Annotated in this window: 14 protein-coding genes; 3 read left to right on the forward strand and 11 right to left on the reverse strand. The window is 66.6% G+C overall.

All coding sequences use genetic code 11. From position 1 onward, the window contains the following. The first annotated feature begins 140 nt into the window (after positions 1-140). Complete coding sequence (locus tag D450_RS0118860) at positions 141-1,529, forward strand: class II fumarate hydratase (protein WP_017540215.1); 1,389 nt, start codon at positions 141-143, stop codon at positions 1,527-1,529. Positions 1,530-1,703: 174 nt separating this feature from the next. Here D450_RS0118860 and D450_RS32625 read toward each other — a convergent pair whose 3' ends face one another. From D450_RS32625 to D450_RS0118885, 7 genes are all read right to left on the reverse strand, one after another. Next, entirely contained in the window at positions 1,704-2,159 is a 456-nt protein-coding gene (locus D450_RS32625) for a very short patch repair endonuclease (RefSeq protein WP_017540216.1), read from the reverse strand. After that, complete coding sequence (locus D450_RS32630; RefSeq protein WP_026128646.1) at positions 2,159-3,241, reverse strand: DNA cytosine methyltransferase; 1,083 nt, start codon at positions 3,239-3,241, stop codon at positions 2,159-2,161. Before D450_RS32630 ends, D450_RS32625 begins: the two co-directional genes overlap by 1 nt. Before the next feature lie 237 nt (positions 3,242-3,478). Next, positions 3,479-4,234, reverse strand: coding sequence for a DUF6339 family protein (locus tag D450_RS0118870; RefSeq protein ID WP_017540218.1), 756 nt, complete (start codon positions 4,232-4,234; stop codon positions 3,479-3,481). Next, positions 4,234-4,653: a hypothetical protein gene (locus tag D450_RS30570; RefSeq protein ID WP_017540219.1), complete on the reverse strand. Its 420-nt coding sequence runs from the start codon at positions 4,651-4,653 to the stop codon at positions 4,234-4,236. The genes D450_RS0118870 and D450_RS30570 overlap by 1 nt, the downstream gene beginning before the upstream one ends. Before the next feature lie 473 nt (positions 4,654-5,126). Next, positions 5,127-7,109, reverse strand: a complete 1,983-nt coding sequence (locus tag D450_RS33440) for a hypothetical protein (protein ID WP_152520870.1) — start codon at positions 7,107-7,109, stop codon at positions 5,127-5,129. Next, the gene (locus D450_RS0118880; protein WP_083932700.1) at positions 7,106-8,131 is read right to left on the reverse strand and encodes a PD-(D/E)XK motif protein; all 1,026 of its coding nucleotides are present in this window, start codon (positions 8,129-8,131) and stop codon (positions 7,106-7,108) included. Before D450_RS0118880 ends, D450_RS33440 begins: the two co-directional genes overlap by 4 nt. Continuing rightward, the gene (locus tag D450_RS0118885) at positions 8,128-10,719 is read right to left on the reverse strand and encodes a Z1 domain-containing protein (protein ID WP_017540221.1); all 2,592 of its coding nucleotides are present in this window, start codon (positions 10,717-10,719) and stop codon (positions 8,128-8,130) included. The genes D450_RS0118880 and D450_RS0118885 overlap by 4 nt, the downstream gene beginning before the upstream one ends. A gap of 670 nt (positions 10,720-11,389) precedes the next feature. Between D450_RS0118885 and D450_RS34790 the strand changes: the two genes are divergently transcribed. Together D450_RS34790 and D450_RS34795 are read left to right on the forward strand one after the other, a co-directional pair. After that, positions 11,390-12,133, forward strand: a complete 744-nt coding sequence (locus D450_RS34790; RefSeq protein WP_449289474.1) for a serine/threonine-protein kinase — start codon at positions 11,390-11,392, stop codon at positions 12,131-12,133. Between the two features lie 812 nt (positions 12,134-12,945). Continuing rightward, positions 12,946-13,359, forward strand: a complete 414-nt coding sequence (locus tag D450_RS34795) for a hypothetical protein (RefSeq protein WP_017540222.1) — start codon at positions 12,946-12,948, stop codon at positions 13,357-13,359. Between the two features lie 106 nt (positions 13,360-13,465). On the opposite strand, the gene D450_RS0118895 is transcribed toward D450_RS34795, so the two are convergent. The 4 genes from D450_RS0118895 to D450_RS0118910 form a co-directional block, all read right to left on the reverse strand. Next, the gene (locus tag D450_RS0118895) at positions 13,466-14,134 is read right to left on the reverse strand and encodes an aggregation-promoting factor C-terminal-like domain-containing protein (protein WP_017540223.1); all 669 of its coding nucleotides are present in this window, start codon (positions 14,132-14,134) and stop codon (positions 13,466-13,468) included. A gap of 314 nt (positions 14,135-14,448) precedes the next feature. Next, a complete protein-coding gene (locus D450_RS35245) occupies positions 14,449-15,066 on the reverse strand; it encodes a transglycosylase family protein (RefSeq protein ID WP_017540224.1) in 618 nt (205 codons plus the stop codon). 328 nt (positions 15,067-15,394) lie between these two features. After that, complete coding sequence (locus tag D450_RS0118905) at positions 15,395-16,948, reverse strand: alkaline phosphatase D family protein (protein WP_017540225.1); 1,554 nt, start codon at positions 16,946-16,948, stop codon at positions 15,395-15,397. Positions 16,949-17,089: 141 nt separating this feature from the next. After that, positions 17,090-18,370, reverse strand: coding sequence for a PhoH family protein (locus tag D450_RS0118910; protein WP_017540226.1), 1,281 nt, complete (start codon positions 18,368-18,370; stop codon positions 17,090-17,092). Between the last annotated feature and the right edge of the window lie 178 nt (positions 18,371-18,548).

Raw genomic sequence — 18,548 nt, forward strand, 5'->3', positions numbered from 1 at the left:
CGGACGACGCCTCCGGCGGAGGGAGTGACCCCCGCCACGTCGTACGAGGTCACCCCTGCGCTCCGGCGGGGGCAGGCCCACCCGCCACCCCTGCTTCTGGCAATCTTGGGGGCAGGTTTCCCTGGAGGTGTCTTTCAACGATGAGTGAGTTCCGCATCGAGCACGACTCGATGGGCGAGGTTCAGGTCCCCGCTAAGGCCAAGTGGCGGGCCCAGACCCAGCGCGCGGTGGAGAACTTCCCGATCTCCGGCCAGGGGCTGGAGGCCGCGAACATCGAGGCGCTCGGCCACATCAAGGCCGCCGCCGCCAAGGTCAACGCCGAGTTGGGGGTCATCTCCGACGAGCTCGGCAAGGCGATCCGCCAGGCGGCCCTGGAGGTCGCCGAGGGCAAGTGGAACGACGAGTTCCCCATCGACGTGTTCCAGACCGGCTCGGGCACGTCGAGCAACATGAACAGCAACGAGGTCATCGCGACACTCGCCAAGGACGCCACCGGGCTGGACGTGCACCCGAACGACCACGTCAACGCCTCGCAGTCGTCCAACGACGTGTACCCGTCCTCGATCCACATCGCGGCGACGTCGGCGGTCGTGAACGACCTCGTTCCGGCGCTTGAGCACCTGCAGGGCGAGCTCAACCGCAAGGCCGTGGAGTTCGCGGGGGTCGTCAAGAGCGGGCGCACCCACCTGATGGACGCCACCCCGGTCACCCTGGGCCAGGAGTTCTCCGGCTACGCCGCCCAGGTGGGCCACGGGATCGAGCGCCTCAAGGCGGTGCTGCCGCGCGTCGCCGAGCTGCCGCTGGGCGGCACGGCGGTGGGCACCGGCATCAACACCCCCGAGGGCTTCGCCCCGCGGGTCATCGCCGAGATCGCCCAGACCACGGGGCTCCCGGTGAGCGAGGCGCGGGACCACTTCGAGGCCCAGGGGGCGCGCGACGGGCTGGTCGAGCTGTCCGGGCAGCTGCGGACGATCGCGGTGGGCTACGCCAAGATCGCCAACGACATCCGCTGGATGGGCTCGGGGCCGCGCACCGGCCTCAGCGAGATCCGCCTGCCGGACCTGCAGCCGGGCTCCTCGATCATGCCGGGCAAGGTCAACCCGGTGCTGTGCGAGGCGATGCTCCAGGTCTCCTCGCAGGTCGTGGGCAACGACGCGGCGGTGGCCTTCGGCGGCGCCAGCGGCAACTTCGAGCTCAACGTGCAGCTGCCGATGATCGCCCGCAACATCCTGGAGTCGGTCCGCCTGCTGGCCAACGTCTCCCGCGTCTTCGCCGACCGCTGCGTCGCCGGCATCGAGGCCGACGAGGAGCGCTGCCGCGAGTACGCCGAGTCGTCCCCGTCGATCGTGACGCCCCTCAACCGCTACATCGGCTACGAGGAGGCCGCCAAGGTCGCCAAGCAGGCCCTGGCCGAGCGCAAGACCATCCGCCAGGTGGTCCTGGAGCGCGGCTACATCGAGGCGGGCAACCTGACCGAGGCGCAGCTCGACGAGGCCCTCAACGTCCTGAAGATGACGAACGCGCAGTGACGGTTCGCTGAAGCCGTTCGGCCGAAGTCGAGGCTCCGGCCGCCGCCTGGGATTCGCCCGTACACACAGCGACCGATGATCAGGCGGCGGCCTTTGTCATGCCAGGCGAGCGCACCGGGTCCCGCTCTACGGAGGCGGTCCGAATACCCTACGAGGACGGGGAGCACCGTCCCATCAGCTGTCACTCCTCAGGATGAGCTTTCGCCGCTCCGTGACCTTGGCTGCGATCTCCGTGGCAGCAGTGCACGGATCTTCGTGCTCCCAGACACGGATGACACACCATCCTTCCGCCGCCAGCAGACGGTTAGTCTCCGCGTCTCTTTCACGGTTACGTCGAACCTTTTCCGCCCAGTATCCTGCATTCGTGGCCGACACGGTATGGTGCTCCGGGCATCCGTGCCAGAAACACCCGTCCAGAAAAACCGCCACCTTGACCCGGGTGAACACCAGATCCGCCGTCCGACGAAGAGCCGGAAGCGGCCGCCTCGAAACACGGTAGCGAAGGCCCAGCGCATGAACGGAACGGCGAAGTGCGAGCTCCGGCTTGGTGTCGCGCCCCTTGTTCGATCGCATGCTCTTGCGGACACCTGGGCTGGAGGCCTGGGTCGGGCGAAGGTCCGTCATGGGCATCACGTTACGACATGCAGATCAGGTCGGTCCACACGACGACTTTCCACACCCCTCCAGTTCCTCAGCGAATCCAGTTCCTCTTCAGATGGAATCCCCAGACCGATGGCGGCACAGAGAACATGCATCCCCAGCCTCGGAGGGACGGCGTTTCCAATCTGTTGAGCGATGTCGCGGCCAGCCCAGGGATAGTCGACGGGGAACGTTTGAAGCATTCCGGCCTCTGCGACCGAGAAGCGCGGAAGCTCAGTGCCGTCGGACGCGACCACTCGATTTCGCGATATCTTGCCGGTCACCGTGGTCGCAGGTTCGATTGAACTCCGTCTCCCTCTGAGCTTAGGGTCCCCTCCGGTGCCATAGTTCGAGACGACAGAGAAGTCGTACTCGCGATCGAGTGCTTCACCCATGGTCACCCAAGGCTTCAGGCGGAAATCACCGGATGCCCGCGGCACCCCTTTTCTATACGTACGGTGCGTGGGCGCCGGCAGGGAGACACCCTCCTCCCCGGCTCGAGCGACGAGTACAGCCCTCCGGCGTGTTTGCGGCACTCCGAACGCCTCTGTTCTCAGGATCCCACAGTCAACGGAATACCCTTCGGAGACCAGAGCCTCCGCATACGCCTCCCATACCGGAAGCACTGCCGGAACCTGTTCGAGAACGATCACATCGTACGCATCCCCTGGCCCATCTATCGCCTCCAGCACCCAGCGGAGCGGTTCCAGAACCAGACCGGTACGTTCATCCTCCAACTTGAGCAGGTCCGCCTCGATATCCTCCCGTTTCTCGCGGGAGACCACTCTTTTCGCGAATTCGAGTACATCATCGAGCGCCCTGCGTCCCGCACCGCCACCGGCGACGGTGAATGTCTGACAAGGAGGACCCCCTGCGAGCACCGACGCATCGGGGAATATCTCCGGCCCGAATTCTCGAACGTCTCCGGAAACCGTGGCCAGCCCGGCCGCTTTACGAGTTTCACGAGCCGACTCGTCCCATTCGATCCCGACCGTCGGGATGCCGAGTTTCTCCGCCGCCACATCGAGGCCGCCGGGCCCGGCAAACAGGTCGACAATCTGAGCGGGACGCACTTGCTCTCCAGGAGTTCATGACCAACATTGGAAAGTGGCGCGAATCACGCCACTCTGTGATTCAGGTCGGGTTCGGGCGATTATAGACCGACAGGATACCCTGGGACAGGGACGATACGCGACCGTGTTGCAAGGGATTTTGCCTTCGACGCCGACCGCACCGAGTGCCATCGCCTGTCGTCGGTCACTTGACGTCGCCTTGGGAATACTGCAACCGAGGTTCTTCCGTCGCTTTCCTCAACCCTGGCGCTGCGCGGCGAGCGCCTCCTTTGCGACCGCGAACAGCTCTTCGTCCAGCGCATCTTCCTCGATACCGTCGAAGACGACGAACGGGGCGAGTCGGAGGAGACGTTTCAAGAAATCACGGAGAGTCACACGCTCGTTGAATCCGGTCAGATCCAACCGATTCCACACACGCAGAATGGCACGCACAAGGTGCGGGCTGCCACCGAGCGCCGTACGCCGAGCGTAAATCTGGTCGAACGCGGCCTCACCGAGGATCTCGAGCGCCTTGTACGGCTCATCCGAATCGGAGGTGTGCACGAGCTGTGCCCTCCACCAAAGACGGCCGAAGACATGCCTGGTGAGATCCGTCCCCAGGACACGGTCCTTCGGTGGACGTGGGAAACGCCAGAACGCGACGTCCGGAAGCAGCACGAGCGCCAGGAAGGCCCAAACGTCCCGCGATGCGGCCTCCGCCGGCACCATCCCCATCTCGGCATGCAGCAGAGCGGCGAGCCCCAGATCGAAGTCGGCGTTGCGTACGCGGTCGGAGTATCCGGGGAACCCGGCGCGCGTCGCCAGATCGACCACGCCCCTACGCAGCTCCTTCAGTCGCTCTTCGGGAACCCGGTCACCTCCTGTGGCGGAGAACACCGCCGAGTCATGGGAGTAGGAAACACGGGTCTCCAGATCGGCGAACGATAGTTCCCGGTACTCTCCGAAGAGACGATTCGCCTGCGCAGAGAGCAAGCGCGGGTACAAGAAACCCATCATTGCACCTCGAAAATCTTGACCGCCGCCTGGAGATCGGACGAGAAGAGGGTAGGAGACTGCCGTTGTCGCAAACGAATATCGTTCACCGACTGCCCCGGGAAAAGTCGGTCGAACAGACTCAAAAGAGTGCTGCCCAGAGATTCATCCGGGTAATTGGCCTCCTCGTGAAAGTCTTCCATCCCTATGGCGTACTCGATCATCGTACGGGCGACGTCGGCATAAACCGCGGACAAGACCATACGATCGATGGGGCGCGGCTTCGCGGCGTTCTCCAACGCGGCGACGGTCACGGGGTTCCGCTCATTGACGAGCAAGAGAATGGATCCCATCGTTGCACTTTCAAGACTGCCGTCGATCTGGAGATGCCAAGCCGCGCCATCAGGAAAGGAAGTGTGGGCGAAATCGATCACGGCCATCGGGAACTGTGGAGCATCTCCTTGGAGTCGCAATGAGACCCGGTCGCTCCAAAGCACCGACCCCGCCCGTCTCGGCGAAGATGGGCGGGCCTCCCGCCGCCGCTCGGCGAGAACCAGGACGGTGTCCAGAAGAAGGAGCCCACCTAGATCGGAGCCTCTCAACGTGAAATCCAGCCGTATGCTGCACGTACCGCCCCGAGGGAGACGTTGGCGCTGGGCGGGGCCGCTGAGGTTGGAACCGGTCGCCGTCCATGTCGCCGCGAGCATGAGAGCGGCATCGCCTGACAGACCCGACTGGGAACGCGTTCGATCGATGTCGATTCGGACGGTCCTCCGCACGTGGACGTCCATGTGATAATCCCAGTCCGGAAGGGCCTCCGGTAACGGGACTTCTCCGTCCTGAGTGACGAACGACCATGAGTCGGCGGAGACGACGTCCTCGGAAGGTCTGCGATACGGAAGAATTCGTCGGCTCACGGGACCTTCACCGCTCCCACCTTGATTCCGATCTCGGTCATTGTGTCCGGTGCCGGACGCACCAGCGCTCGCCAGAGCGATTCTCCACCATTGAGCACCGCGGAGTCGGCATGAATGACGGCGCCATCGGCATCCTCCCAACCGATCATCGAAGGCATACTCGCCCCGAGCGGCGGATCTGTTTCGCGGCCTGCGCTCCCCGGCAGGGTGACCGACAGCTCGATACGAACTCTCTGGGGCCCGGAGACCGGCAAACGGAACTCCTGCACCAGGACAGTAGCGTCGAAACGATCGTCAAAGTAGGGATCACCGATGTACTGGACCCGAGGCCGTACTCCTCGGGCCCCGCCTCCTGCGCCGTTCGCCCCTTCGAAGGCCGAGTTCGGCCGATCTTCCGAACCGATGTCTCCACGAATGCCCGTGTCTTCGAAAGCGGTGGATCCCGCCCGACTTTGATCCTGCGGAGAACCGGCTGAAGCGGGCTCCTGATCGTTCGCTCCGTTCGATGCTCGCTTTCTCGTGCTCCCAGGTTTGGAGTACGCGGTCGCACCGCCGATTCCCCAAGCGCCTCCAACCAGTCCTGAGAACATTGAACTCGCCGCCCCGAGGGGTACGGTGCCGGCTCCGGGGCGGGCGACCCCTCCGAGACTGAGCAGGCTGCTCAGCGAATCATTGATACGCCGAAACGTTGTCTGGACGAAGGTGCTCTCAGGCCTACCGAGAGACTGTGGATTCCACGCATCATGGGTGGGGGGTTCCGCCTTGGCATAAACGTCGTCCATGCTCTGATCCGCCCTGAAGACCCCCGCGTAGCCCTGATTCTCACTCGGAGGTTTCGGCCCTGGAAGGTATGTGACGACGAGCTCTGCCGGCCGCATCAGGCAGACATGATGAACGATGTCCTCGATTCCGAGCATACGAGAGGCACGACTGTGACCGAATGGAAGCATGATCCGCTTCGTCACCCCCAGGCGCCCCAGAAGACGCTTGGGCTTCTTACATTCGAGGTTCATGCCCTTCGGGCCGATCATCGCTTCGTACGCTTCAGCGAACATGTCGAGCGGCCGTGTGACCCTCGGATCCGGCACCGGCTGTTCGATCCCGTCGCAACTGACGGAAAAGCGCATGGCAGGCGTGTTCGTACCGACCGAGATCATCTTGGGCCACAGATGCCATGCGATGGTGTCCGCCAAGTATTCTGCGGCCTCCTGCGGAGCGAGTTCCTCGAGTTCAGGATCGATCACGACGATCGTCGTACCGGTCTCATCCGGCGCGAACCTGCGAATTCCCAGACGCTGAGCCGTGCTGTCCGCCTCCTCATCGAGTAAAGGCTCGATCACGTCCCCGCTAGCATCGCCCCACCAATGCCGTCCGGTGAACCGACGGTTGCCTCCCGGCTCGTTCGTGATGTAACTCCTCCAGAGCGTGCATCCGATCAGACGGCTCTCGCACCTGCCGCTCGGAAGGCGGCAACGTGAGTAGACCAGGATGGTTCCCGGCCGGGAGAGGAGATAAAAGATCCCCTTGCCGAATCCATAGGTTCCACCCCCGAGCGTGACGTCTCGAGGCTCCCCCATGTTGCGGACGAACGAGACGAAGTCGCGCTCTTGTCCCACCGCATGGTCCGCCCGTGTCGGACCGCCGAGTCCCTGGGTCCCACGGTCAGACACCGCCATCACTCGAACGGTGCCGTTCCTCAAGGTGTCGCGCAGCGGAAAGTTTCGGCTCGGAGGAGCATTATCAAGGAGAAGGTCTCGCCAAGCACCGATATGGGCAGGGCTGACCGTCCACATGGCGATCCGGTAATCGACCGGCTCCTGTGACCGCTCCACTCGTGCGTCCCAGCTGTTCTGAGCCGATTCACGTACCAGGATGGTGAGCAGGTCGAGCTCCGGACGCCCGAGCTGATTACGAACCCCCTCGGCTGCGCTCGCACCTTCGGGGGGAAACGGCTGCGAGAACCAGCGCGGCCTTGTCATGCTGACTCCTGGATCAGGTCATCGATCATCCGGTCGACTCTCGAGCTCGGAAGCGGGGGGGAAAGGTCACCATCAAATTCGATCGTGTACTCGACATCGCTGAACGTAATCGGGAGACCGGCATCCTCGAGCATTCTGCGGGTCAAGCCGGGAAAACTCGAGTCGACTAGGTACCATTTTTCCTCTTCGATCGCGAAGCACACACCATCATAGTGCTCTGATTGCCCATGGAGATAGCCTGCCCTCGCCAGGCGAGAAAGGATAGCACTCTCATCGTCGCAGATTCGTAGCACGCTCTCGACGGCCTCCACGAGTCCAATGCCACCTTCCTGCTCTGCGACGCGCCGCACGCGGATCCAAATCAGAGAAAGTGTACCGCCGCTCGGGGGTTCGAGTTGGTCGATTCCATGAATGCGAGCTCTCCTCCCCTCGGCCCCGGTGCTCGTCTTGACTTCGAACGCGACGTGCCGACCGGCGAAGTCATGGTGATGGCCTTCAGGACCACGCCAGTACCGGTGCGCGCTCGGGTCCCTCTCCAATAGACGTCTGAGGACGGTCAGCTCACCGAACAGGCCGGCGAGCTGATCAGGTCCCAACGGTGCACCTTCGGTGTGGAAAAGCGCCTTCCAACGATCGAGAACCCGGTACAGCCCCTTGACAGGGTTCCGAGGATGCTCGCCGGCAGCCTCCACGATGTCGACGCATAGCACTGTGAACAGGTCGTTCAGGTCATTCCGCCGACAGGCGAGGTCCGCGTAGGCCTGATAGGTGTCCGGGCCTTCGAGCACTCTCCGCCGTAGATGGAGAACCGCTCCCTCCGCTCCGGAACGGACTTTACGATTGGAGGGGATCGGAACCAGTGCGTGCCGATGTCCTTCATAATCGACCGCGACGGCCAAATACCCGTCTTCGACCTCGATGGGCAACTGCCTGGTGCGCATTCGGCGTTCATCTGTGGCCTTCTCGGCCTCGAGAGCGACCCAACTGTCCTCGACGAGTCTGCGAAACCGCTCTTCGATCATGCATCCTCGCCATCGAGTACACTCAAGTCCTCATCTTCGATCCATACGTTCGACAGATCCGCCGAGATGTACTTCTCCACAGTGCTGTCCTCGTTCCGAGGGGCGGGGAAGACCATACCGACACCGATCACATGTTCGTCGGCATTCAACGGTTTCCGCGACTTTTTCGTCTTCGATGCGTCAGAGATCTTGTCGATCGGGTAGAGGACCAGCAGCCCTGTATCCGGCAATTCCTTTTGCCGGGCCTCCATGATCTGCTTTTCCGGAAGCTTCGCCGCATCATCCGTGAGATCCACGGCCGCGTCACGGCGGCTCATCAGGGTCTTGATGTCCACGACATCCTGTGAAGGACTCTCGGAGTCCAGGCGTGCACGATTGACCCGTCCCACCGCCACCTCTTCGGTGAAGTTGAAGTCATCGTCGCCATCGGTGGCCGGATTCCCGACGATCGCGATGTTCCAACGTCCCAACGACCCTGCAGTGAGCACACGCTTCTGGATATAGGCGATGATCAGGTCAGGGTCGATGTCGGGCGACTTGTCGTGGAAGTTGTACTCCCGAAGAAACTCGATCACGTGTTCATGCGGAACATTGAGATAGAGGTGCCGTCCGTGCTCCGGAGAATTCCTCTTTCTGACGGCGACCTCCTCAGAAGCGGCAACAAGGGAACGTGCCGCCTCGATGTTCTTACACAACCACTCCGCGTCGGTGCGAAAGTAGTGGGTCTGGAGGCGTTTCCCACCGTAAGACGAGGCCGCGGTGACCGCATCACGCATTTTTGCGGCAGCAGTCACACGCAGGGCGGGATGGGTGCGCATACGCACCGCGAAAGTGAGCGGTGTGACGTCCTCCGTCATGTAACGTTCGACGTCTCGGCGCATCTCGCTCTCGACCGTGGCCAGGTCGCGGAACCAACCGGCCAATTCGTCGGTCATCCAGATTCGAGGGAGATCGGCATATCCGTTTCGGAAACCGAACCACCGCCCCATCTGGAGCAATGTGTCGTACGCCGAGACCGCACGAACGAAGTAGCTGACCGAGAGCCCCTCAAGTGTCAGTCCTCGCGATAGAGTGTTCCCCCCGACGGCTATGGCGACCACCGGACCGTTCTCGTAATCCAACCGATCTTCGCTGGCATAATTGTCCATGACGATCCGGCAATCCTCGAGTACGCTCGGGAGCTCGCTCTTCAACTCGTCGAACGTCACCTTCCTCTCGCCGAACTCTTCTGCGGACACCCGCTTGCACTCCAGGTCCCAGAGATCCCGCATGCGGGCCATTTCGCCCGGATCTGCCAAGAGCTGCGCCGTCCGCTCTCGCAATCGCTCCAACGGGCGCTTGAAGCTGTTGTGCACCGCCGTCTTCACACTGGTATGGATGAGCATCGTGTTGTGAATGTTGCCGGTCCCTCGCACCCGCCGGGCCGCCGTCGCCATCCAAAAATAGTCGACAGCGTCACGAAGAGTATCCGTGATCACGGGCTCGAAGTTTTCCGTGTCGGCCTTCGACGTCGGGCGCACACACGGTACTTCGTCCTCGGGAATCGACCGGATCATGTCATGACCATCGTCGACCTCTTCGGGATCCTCGCCATCAAGCGGATTACGACCGAACAGGACTTCGGTGCCGAAATGGCCGACCGGCTTCGGTAGATTGACGATGAAGTCCTTCGGGTAGAGGTCGGCGGCGCTCGGATCGATGAGAAGGTTCGCGAACGGGGACGCCGTATACCCGATGTAGGCGCTCTTCGGCAGCTGGTCGATGATCTTCCTGATCAGAGGGTTGATCGACTTCGTTGCAACGGTCGCCTGATCCGCCTCGTCATCGATGATGAGCGCGGGACAGTCCACCAGATAGTCCGACGCCTTCGCCAGCCAGTTGGCGAGTTTGCGGAGTACCGTCGCGTTCTTCTTCACCACGCACAGGACGTGAGTTCGATTGTTCTTCCCGAAGTACGAGGCGGGGTTCTCTTGAGGCTGGAAATCATTTTCTAGCCCCGTGAGTTGCGACCAGGAGGCGGGGTTAGGTTTCACCAACTGCTGTTCCAGCCTGGCCTGGGTCTGCCGGCGCAGTCCATTGTGGACCCCGGCAAGCACGATGAAGAGCTTGTAATCGCGGTCAGCCGCTTTCGCCATCACCGACGTGAAGTTCGTGGTCTTCCCCGACTGCACATAGCCGATGACGAGGCCTCGCGTGGAGAACTTCTTCACCTTGGGGTGGTCCAGGAGAGAGACGATACGCGTGGAGGATTCGTCCAGGGTTCTGATCGCCGGTTCTTCCGGCCATCCGCTCCTACGAAGAATGTTCTCAATCGCAGGCCAGCACTTATCCCATTTTTCGGGGCCGACATACCAGGTTTCTCGATTCCCCTGCACAACGGACTTCGGTTCCTCGAGTTCCTCAATGCGGAGAGTCTCTTGCTGGTGTCGCTCTCGGATCCTCTCCACAACATCGGAGTCGATACCCATTTGCTCCAGCCGCTTGATCGCATCGGCAGGGGTAAATGAACGCACAAGCGCCTTGAAAGTATCGTACTCGTGGTCGATTTCGTCATGCATCGTCGACCGCCCCTCTTCGTCAGCGTCCACCGGCGCGGACCACCATCATGACTCTTCAGCCGCCTCGAGGGCGAGGCATGAGCCTCTACGGGCATGTGGATGGTTCCTTGGCCCACCATACTGGAGAAAGGCGCCCGTTGTTTCCGGCGTAGGCGGTAGGCGCCGTCGACCAACGGGCGCTCGTCGTCCTTCGTCTTTATCCAGAAGTCCGGAGTGGACCCCCGGGATCATCTGTCGCGCCTCAGTGGAGGCGCCCAGAGTCAGTGGGCCGGCGCCTCGCCCCTTCGATAAGAGCCATGACGTGCATGGTGACCCGCATCGTTGCCGATACCCGGCGAGCTGCCGCCCCGAACAGGAAGAGCACTCCCTACGGTTGGAGTCCCCCCGGAACGGCATTGGGGTGGTCATCCCTTGATCCGTCGTTCCTCCACCTGCTCGTCGATGCCGTCCGAGAGGTGTCATCGGCAGATGCCGGTTCTGAGGAGTCGCCGGTATGGGCACGCCCCGAGTAGCCAGAAGGCCCGATCCGGACATGTGGGATGTGGGCCTGTGGGTCCGGGGAGGGTGTGTGCTTAGTAGCCTGCTTGCACACGATCGCATACGTTCCTCCCCCTTGAGAGGCCGCACTATGTCCACGGATGAGGGCGCCCGTGTCGTGCTCGGGCGTTACCGGTTGGACAAGGAGCTGGGCCGCGGCGGTATGGGCATCGTCTGGAAGGCTTGGGACACCCAGCTCCAGCGCGCCGTCGCCGTCAAGGAGATCCTCCTTCCCGCTCACCTGTCCGACGACGAGCGCGCCGAGGCTCGCGCGCGTGTGCTCCGGGAGGCGCAGAGTGCCGCCCGGGTGCCGCATCCCTCCATCGTCACCGTCCACGACGTCTTCGACTTCGAGGACAACCCGTGGGTCGTCATGGAGCTCATCCCGGGGCACTCTCTGGACCAGGAGCTCGAAGAGAACGGCCCCCTTCCGCCCGCGCGGGCGTCCGCGTTGGCCGCGGCGCTGCTGGAAGGGCTCCAGTCGGCCCACGAGTCCGGCGTCGTCCACCGCGACATCAAGCCCGGCAACGTGATGGTCTGCAACAGCGGGCGCGTCGTCATCACCGACTTCGGCATCGCCACCATGGAGGGCGGCGCCTCCATCACCGCGACCGGCGCCCTGATCGGCTCGCCCGAGTACATGCCGCCCGAGCGCCTGATGGGCGAGGCCGCCACCCCCGCCGGCGACCTGTGGAGCGCCGGTGTGACCCTCTTCCAGGCGGTGGAGGGGTCCTCGCCGTTCCGACGGGGCACGGTCACCGCCGCGATCTCGGCGGTGGTCTCCGACCCGCTGCCGCCNATCGCTGGAGCCGCTCATCTCCGGGCTGATGGAGCGCGATCCGGCGCAGCGCCTTGGCGCCGAGAGTGCGCTGGAACTGCTGCGTTCCGCCCCTGGAGGGGGCGGTAGTGGGGAGCCCGCGTCCGGAGCGGGCGGGACCGGGCCCGGAGTGGCGATGGGGTCTGGAACTCCGTCCGGGGGGATGCCCGCCGAGGGAACTCCGAGCGGGGGGATGTCCGCCGCTGGAACGCCGGCCGGGGGGACTCCGGCGCACGGGGGCCCCTCGGGGGCGATGCCCTCTGCCTCCTACTCGGCTTCCGGGCCGGGGGCGCCTTCGGGGCCCCAGCAGCCTCCGCAGGGGCACCAGCAGCCGCCGCAAGGCCCTCAAGGTCCGTCTGGAGGGTGGCCTGCACATGCGGGTGGACCGGGGGGACCCGGCGGGCCCCAGGGACCCTCGGGTGGCTGGCCCGCGCCCATGGGTGGGCCCGGTGGCCCGCCTCCAGGACCGCAGCAAGGGCCACCGCCGGGGCCGCAGCAGCCTCCGCAGGGGCCGTACGGGTATTCGCAGGGTGGGCCTGCCCCGGGGCAGGCCGCGTTCGCGGCGGCCCCTCCCCCGCCGCAGGCGGCGAAGAAGACCAGCAAGACCCCGCTCATCCTGGGCCTCGGCTGCGTGTGCCTCGTCCTGCTCCTTCTGGGCGGCTGCGGCGCGTTCATCGTCCTCGCGAACAACAGCGGGACAACGGAGCAGCCGTCCGGGGGCTACGAGGCCGGGCCCGGTGACGCCGATGGCGGTGCCGACGGCGACGCACGGGGCGATGCCCCGGACTCGGGTGACGCCGAGGGAGGGGAGGCCGAGGAGGAGGACGGCCCTCCCACGGACTACGAGACCTACTACGGCAGCCGCCTNCTACCCCTCGGGCTGGACCCTCGACGACAGCGAGATGGGCTCCGACGGCACCGGCTCGGTCACCATGACCGACGGCACCGGCGAGCGGCGCTTCATGATGGTCGCCTGGGACCTGGAGGACGACACCGGCAGCCTGGAGCGGCTCCAGGCCAACGACGAGTCCTTCAAGGCCTCCGGCGACTACGAGGACTACCGCACCGACGAGATCCGCGAGCTGGAGCCCGACGAGTACCCCTTCCTGTGGGACTCCGAGTACGACGCGGCGATGGTGGTCAACCGCTACACCGGCAATGACTGGGGCGTCCCCGAGCGCTACCTGACCGAGTACACGGTCCAGCACGAGGGCAAGGGCTTCACGCTCTCCCTCAATGTCCCCGAAGAGGACGCCGAGGAGTACGAGCAGGTCCTGCAGGACTCGTTCGACAGCTGGTTCTTCTTGGCGATCTGACGGGCCGGCCCCCGGAGCGGCGAAGAGGAAGAAGACTCAAAGACGAAGAGGCCCCTCCGAGCGGACGCTCGGAGGGGCCTCTCAAGGTCTCAGACAGGAACCGGGGTCAGTACCAGCCGTTGGCCTGGGAGTGCGACCACGCCTCGCACGGCGAGCCGTAGCGGTCCTCGATGTAGCCCAGGCCCCACTTGATCTGGGTGGCGGGGTTGGTCTGCCAGTCCGATCCGGCGCTGGCCATCTTGGAGCCGGGGAGCGCCTGCGGGATGCCGTACGCGCCCGAGCTCGGGTTCTGCGCCGACGGGTTCCAGTTGCTCTCCTTCTCCCAGAGGGGCTCCAGGCAGCCGCTGAACTGGTCCTGGCCCCACCCGAAGTCGCCCATCATGGCCTGAGCGGTGGCCTTGGGGTCTCCGCTGGAGGGCGGGGAGCCGCCCGAGTCGGAGTCGCCGTCGGACCCGTCGTCCTCGGGCTCCTCCTTCTCCTCCTTCTCCTGCTGGGCGGTGCCGGTGGCGCCCGCCCCGGAGGCGGCCTCCTCGATCCGCTTCCTGGTCTCCTCGCGCGCCGCGGCGCGCTGGTCGTCGGAGACCTCCTCGATGTGCCCGAAGAAGTCCCCGTCCTGGGACTGCGCCTCGGGGGTGTCGGGCAGGGCCGCGCTCGCCGCCTGCTCGGGGTCGGCGCCGCTGTCGGCGAACGCGGAGACACCGAAGGCGGCTCCCGCCACCACGGTGGCGCATCCGACCGCGGCGGCCACGCGCAGCGAAATCCGGTTCGTCAGCAAAAATCGCCCTTCCGCCAGTCGCGCGCCGGCGATCGCGCGCGAGCGACTCGTGCCCCGGGCTCAGGTACGGATCGGAAAGGGCGGCGTGGAGGGGTTCTTCGCCGTCCGCCCTCGCCTCTGGGGTCCGCGCGGCGGTTCTTCTCGGGGGCACCGGATCCGCCGGTGCGGTGCCGCGCAGGGCTCCGGGGGCTCATTGTCGGGCGGGGGTCCGGACGGACCGCCCGCATCGTCACGGAACAATAACACCAAATTCCGACATGTCCACCCCTGTTCGCACCGGTACCTCCGGGCACGGGGGACGGGCGGCCGCCCGGTCAGTCGTGCAGGTGGCGGCCGCACTCGGGCCACTGGCTCTGCCAGTTCCCGCCGACCGCGTCGTAGAGCATCTTGGCGCGCATCGTCTGCTCGCTGGCGGGCGCCTCGGCCGGGCTCCCGCTGCCGCCCACGGACTCCCAGGTCGTCATGGAGAACTGGTACAGCCCGTAGTAGCCGCCGGCCGAGTTGACCGCGGTGGGGTCGCCGCCGGACTCGCACTGGGCCAGGGCCGGCCAGTTGAGGGAGTCGGCGTCGGCACTGGTGTCGCCGCCGGAGGCGGAGCCGGACGCCCCCTCGTCGGAGGACTCCTCCTCTTCCTCGGGCTCCTCCTTCTCCGCCGGGCGGGCGGTGCCCGCCGCCCCGGCGGCCCCCTGGGCCTCCTCGGCACGCTTCCGGGCCTCCTCGCGGCGCTGGTCGCGCTCGTCCTCGGAGAGGCCGTCGACACCGGCGAAGAAGTCCTCGCCGCCGGCCTGCGGCGGCTGCTGCACGGCGGCACCGGTGACGTCGCCGGCGTCGGCGCCGCCGAAGTACACGGTGGCGGCGAACACGGCGCCCGCGGTCAGGCCCGCGGCGCCGATCCCTGCGGCGAGGCGGGGGGAGATGCGGTTGAGAAGCACGAGTGGGCCTTCCGTCAGAAATGCGCGCGCCCCGAAAAGGAAAGGGTGCGGGGAGGCCGGGCCTCCTCCGTCGGGCGCGCGCCCGGGGGCTCCTGATTACGATCCGTCCCTAACCCTGCCGTATCCCGCGAACCCCGGACACCGGTTCCAGCATGATCTCCGTCACACTACAACGGGTAACGATTGACCCGGGCACCACCTGGGCAACGTCTCACTGCGTGAGACCCGGCGGTCCCGTGCGGGCCCTGCGCGCCCCGCCGCCCGCCGTCGGCACACCCCTCATCGAGGCGGGCCGGGGGCGGGCGGAAGGCATGTCCGGAACCCCGGGTCACGCCGCCTGGGGGTCGAGCACGGTCGACCACAGGGCGTCGCCGTTGGCGTCGCGCAGGTGCACCGACAGCTCCTTGCTCCGCGGGTCGACCTCGACCTCGCCGAAGTGCTGGAAGCCGTCCAGCGGCGAGGTGTTCGGCTCCGGCGGCGCGTTCACGAACACCGCCTCGGGCCCGAAGGTCGGGTCGAGCACGTTGGGCCCGAACCCCCCGGCGTGCAGCGGCCCGGAGACGAACTCCCAGAAGGGGGTGAAGTCCGAGGAGCTCCCCCGGTCGGGCGAGTAGTGGTGGGCGGCGGTGTAGTGCACGTCGGCGGTGAGCCAGACCGTTCCCGTCACCCCCGCGCGGTGCAGGCGGTGCAGCACCCGGTCGATCTCGGACTCGCGCCCGGCCGGCGCCCCCGGGCGCCCGTTGGCGACCGCCTCGATGTCCTCGCCGTCGGGCACCACCAGCCCCAGCGGCATGTCCGCGGCGATCACCTTCCACACCGCCGTGGACCGGCACACCTCCCGCACCAGCCAGTCGGCCTGGGCCCGCCCCAGGACCTCCTCGTGCCGGGCGGTCCCCGGCGAGTTCGCATCGCGGTAGACGCGCATGTCGACGACGAACACGTCCACGTCCGGTCCGAGCGAGAGGCGGCGGTAGATCCGCCCGTCCACCGCCTCCCGGCGCATGACGGGCTGCCACTCGTGGAACGCGCGGTGGGCGCGGGCCGCCAGCCGGTCGACGGAGGTCACCGTGTAGCGGTCGTCCTCCAGGACCTCCCCCGGGTACCAGTTGTTGGTGACCTCGTGGTCGTCCCACTGCACGATCTGCGGCACCCGCGCGGCGAACGCCCGCAGGTTGTCGTCGAGCAGGTTGTAGGCGAACTGGCCCCGGAACTCCTCCAGGGTCTCGGCGACCTTCGCCTTGGCCTCGGTGGTGACGTTGCGCCAGACGCGCCCGCCGGGCAGTTCCACCCGCTCGGTCAGGGGCCCGTCGGAGTAGCAGACGTCGCCGCTGTGGATGAAGACGTCCGGGTCGCGGTCGGCCATCGCCGCGAAGATCGGCATGCCCCCGATGTCGGGGTTGATGCCGTAGCCCTGCCCGGCGACGTCGCCGCCCCACAGCAGGCGCATCGGGCGCTCCCCGCCCGGTGTGCGGAACGACCCGGTCACCGGCTCGCTGCCGTACTTGCCGCGCTCGGCCCGCACCCGCACGTGCACCTCGCCGCCGGGCTCCAGTCCGTCGATGCGCACCCGCCCGGTGCCGTCCGTGGCCGGTGTGAGCATCGGCCCGCGCACCAGCTCGGCGTCGGAGAAGTCGGGCCGGCGCGCCACCTCCACCATCATCCGGGCGGGCCGGTCGGAGCGGGCCCAGACCACAGCGCCGTCCGGGCGCGGGTCGCCCAGCTGGATGCCGTGGGTCAGCCGCGGACGGTTGCGGCCCTGGGCGTAGGCGGGGGCGCCGAGCAGCGCCCCGCCGAAGGCGGTGCCGCCGAGTACCGCGGCTCCGTGGCCGAGCACCGAGCGGCGGGACGGAGCGGGGTCGGGGGATTCGGGGGATCGGGGCATCGGCACTGCTCCTCGGACTCGGGGACGGGCAAGGGCGTTCCTACCGGGCCGCCGCGTCCCGCGCCCGAACGCGCGCGAAAGCCGGGATGAACACGGCCGTGCCCGCCGGAGCGGTGCTCCGGCGGGCACGGGCGGGCGGGATCAGCCCTCCAGCATCTCGGTGACCAGCGCCGCTATCGGGGAGCGCTCGGAGCGGTTCAGGGTGGTGTGCGAGAACAGGGGGTGCCCCTTGAGCTTCTCGATCACCGCGACCACGCCGTCGTAGCGGCCCACCCGCAGGTTGTCGCGCTGGCCGATGTCGTGGGTGAGGACCACCCGGGAGTTCTCCCCCAGCCGGGAGAGCACGGTGAGCAGCACCCCGCGCTCCAGCGACTGCGCCTCGTCGACGATCACGAACGCGTCGTGCAGCGAGCGGCCGCGGATGTGGGTGAGCGGCAGCACCTCGAGCATGCCGCGGTCGGCCACCTCGTCGACGACGTCCTGGGTGGTGACCGCCGAGAGGGTGTCGTGCACCGCCTGGCCCCAGGGGGTCATCTTCTCGTTCTCGGTCCCGGGCAGGTAGCCCAGCTCCTGGCCGCCGACCGCGTAGACCGGGCGGAAGACCATGACCTTGCGGTACTGGCCGCGCTCCAGGACCGCCTCCAGGCCCGCGCACAGCGCCAGCGCCGACTTGCCGGTGCCGGCCCGGCCGCCCAGCGAGACGATGCCCACCGAGGGGTCGCTCAGCAGGTCGAGGGCGATGCGCTGCTCGGCGCTGCGCCCGTGCAGGCCGAAGACCTCGCGGTCGCCGCGCACGACCTTGACCGACTTGTCGGGCAGCACCCGGCCCAGCGCCTTGCCGCGCTCGGAGACCAGGACCAGGCCCGTGTGGCAGGGGAGGTCGCGGGCGGCCTCGATGTCGGCGGTCCCGCTCTCGAAGAGCGCGGCGACCTCGTGCCCGGGCACCTCCAGCTCGGCCATGCCCGTCCAGCCGTGCTCGATGGCGAGCTCGGCCCGGTACTCGTCGGCGCTCAGGCCGATCGAGGAGGCCTTGATCCGCATCGGCAGGTCCTTGCTGACCAGCACGGTGGCCCCGGTTCCGGCGGCGCCGGACTCCTCGTCGAGGTTGCGGGCCACGGTGAGGATGCGGGTGTCGTTGTCGCCGAGCCGGAACCCGGCCGGGAGCACCGCCGGGTCGCTGTGGTTGAGCTCCACACGCAGGGTTCCGCCCGCGTCGTTGACCGGGACGTCGGTGTCCAGCCGGCCGTACTCCACGCGCAGGTCGTCCAGGCGGCGCAGGGCCTCGCGGGCGAAGTAGCCGAGTTCGGGGTGGTGCCGCTTGCTCTCCAGTTCGGAGATCACCACGACGGGAAGCACCACTTCGTGCTCGGCGAAACGGGTGATCGCCGCGGGGTCCGCCAGCAGGACGCTGGTGTCGAGCACGTAGGTGCGCCGCTCCCCCGCTGCGCCGGTGGCGACGACAGGGGCGCCGGGACCGAGGCGGGTGGTCGAGGAACTAGCCACTCGTTCTCCCCTTGGGCGCCGCGTGGGCGCCCGTCTCTCACGGGATTCCTGGGACCGGGACCGACCCCCGCACCGGGCCGGGACCGGCCCGCGTCGG

Source organism: Nocardiopsis halophila DSM 44494 (assembly GCF_000341245.1).
In the GTDB taxonomy this organism is placed as follows: domain Bacteria; phylum Actinomycetota; class Actinomycetes; order Streptosporangiales; family Streptosporangiaceae; genus Nocardiopsis_A; species Nocardiopsis_A halophila.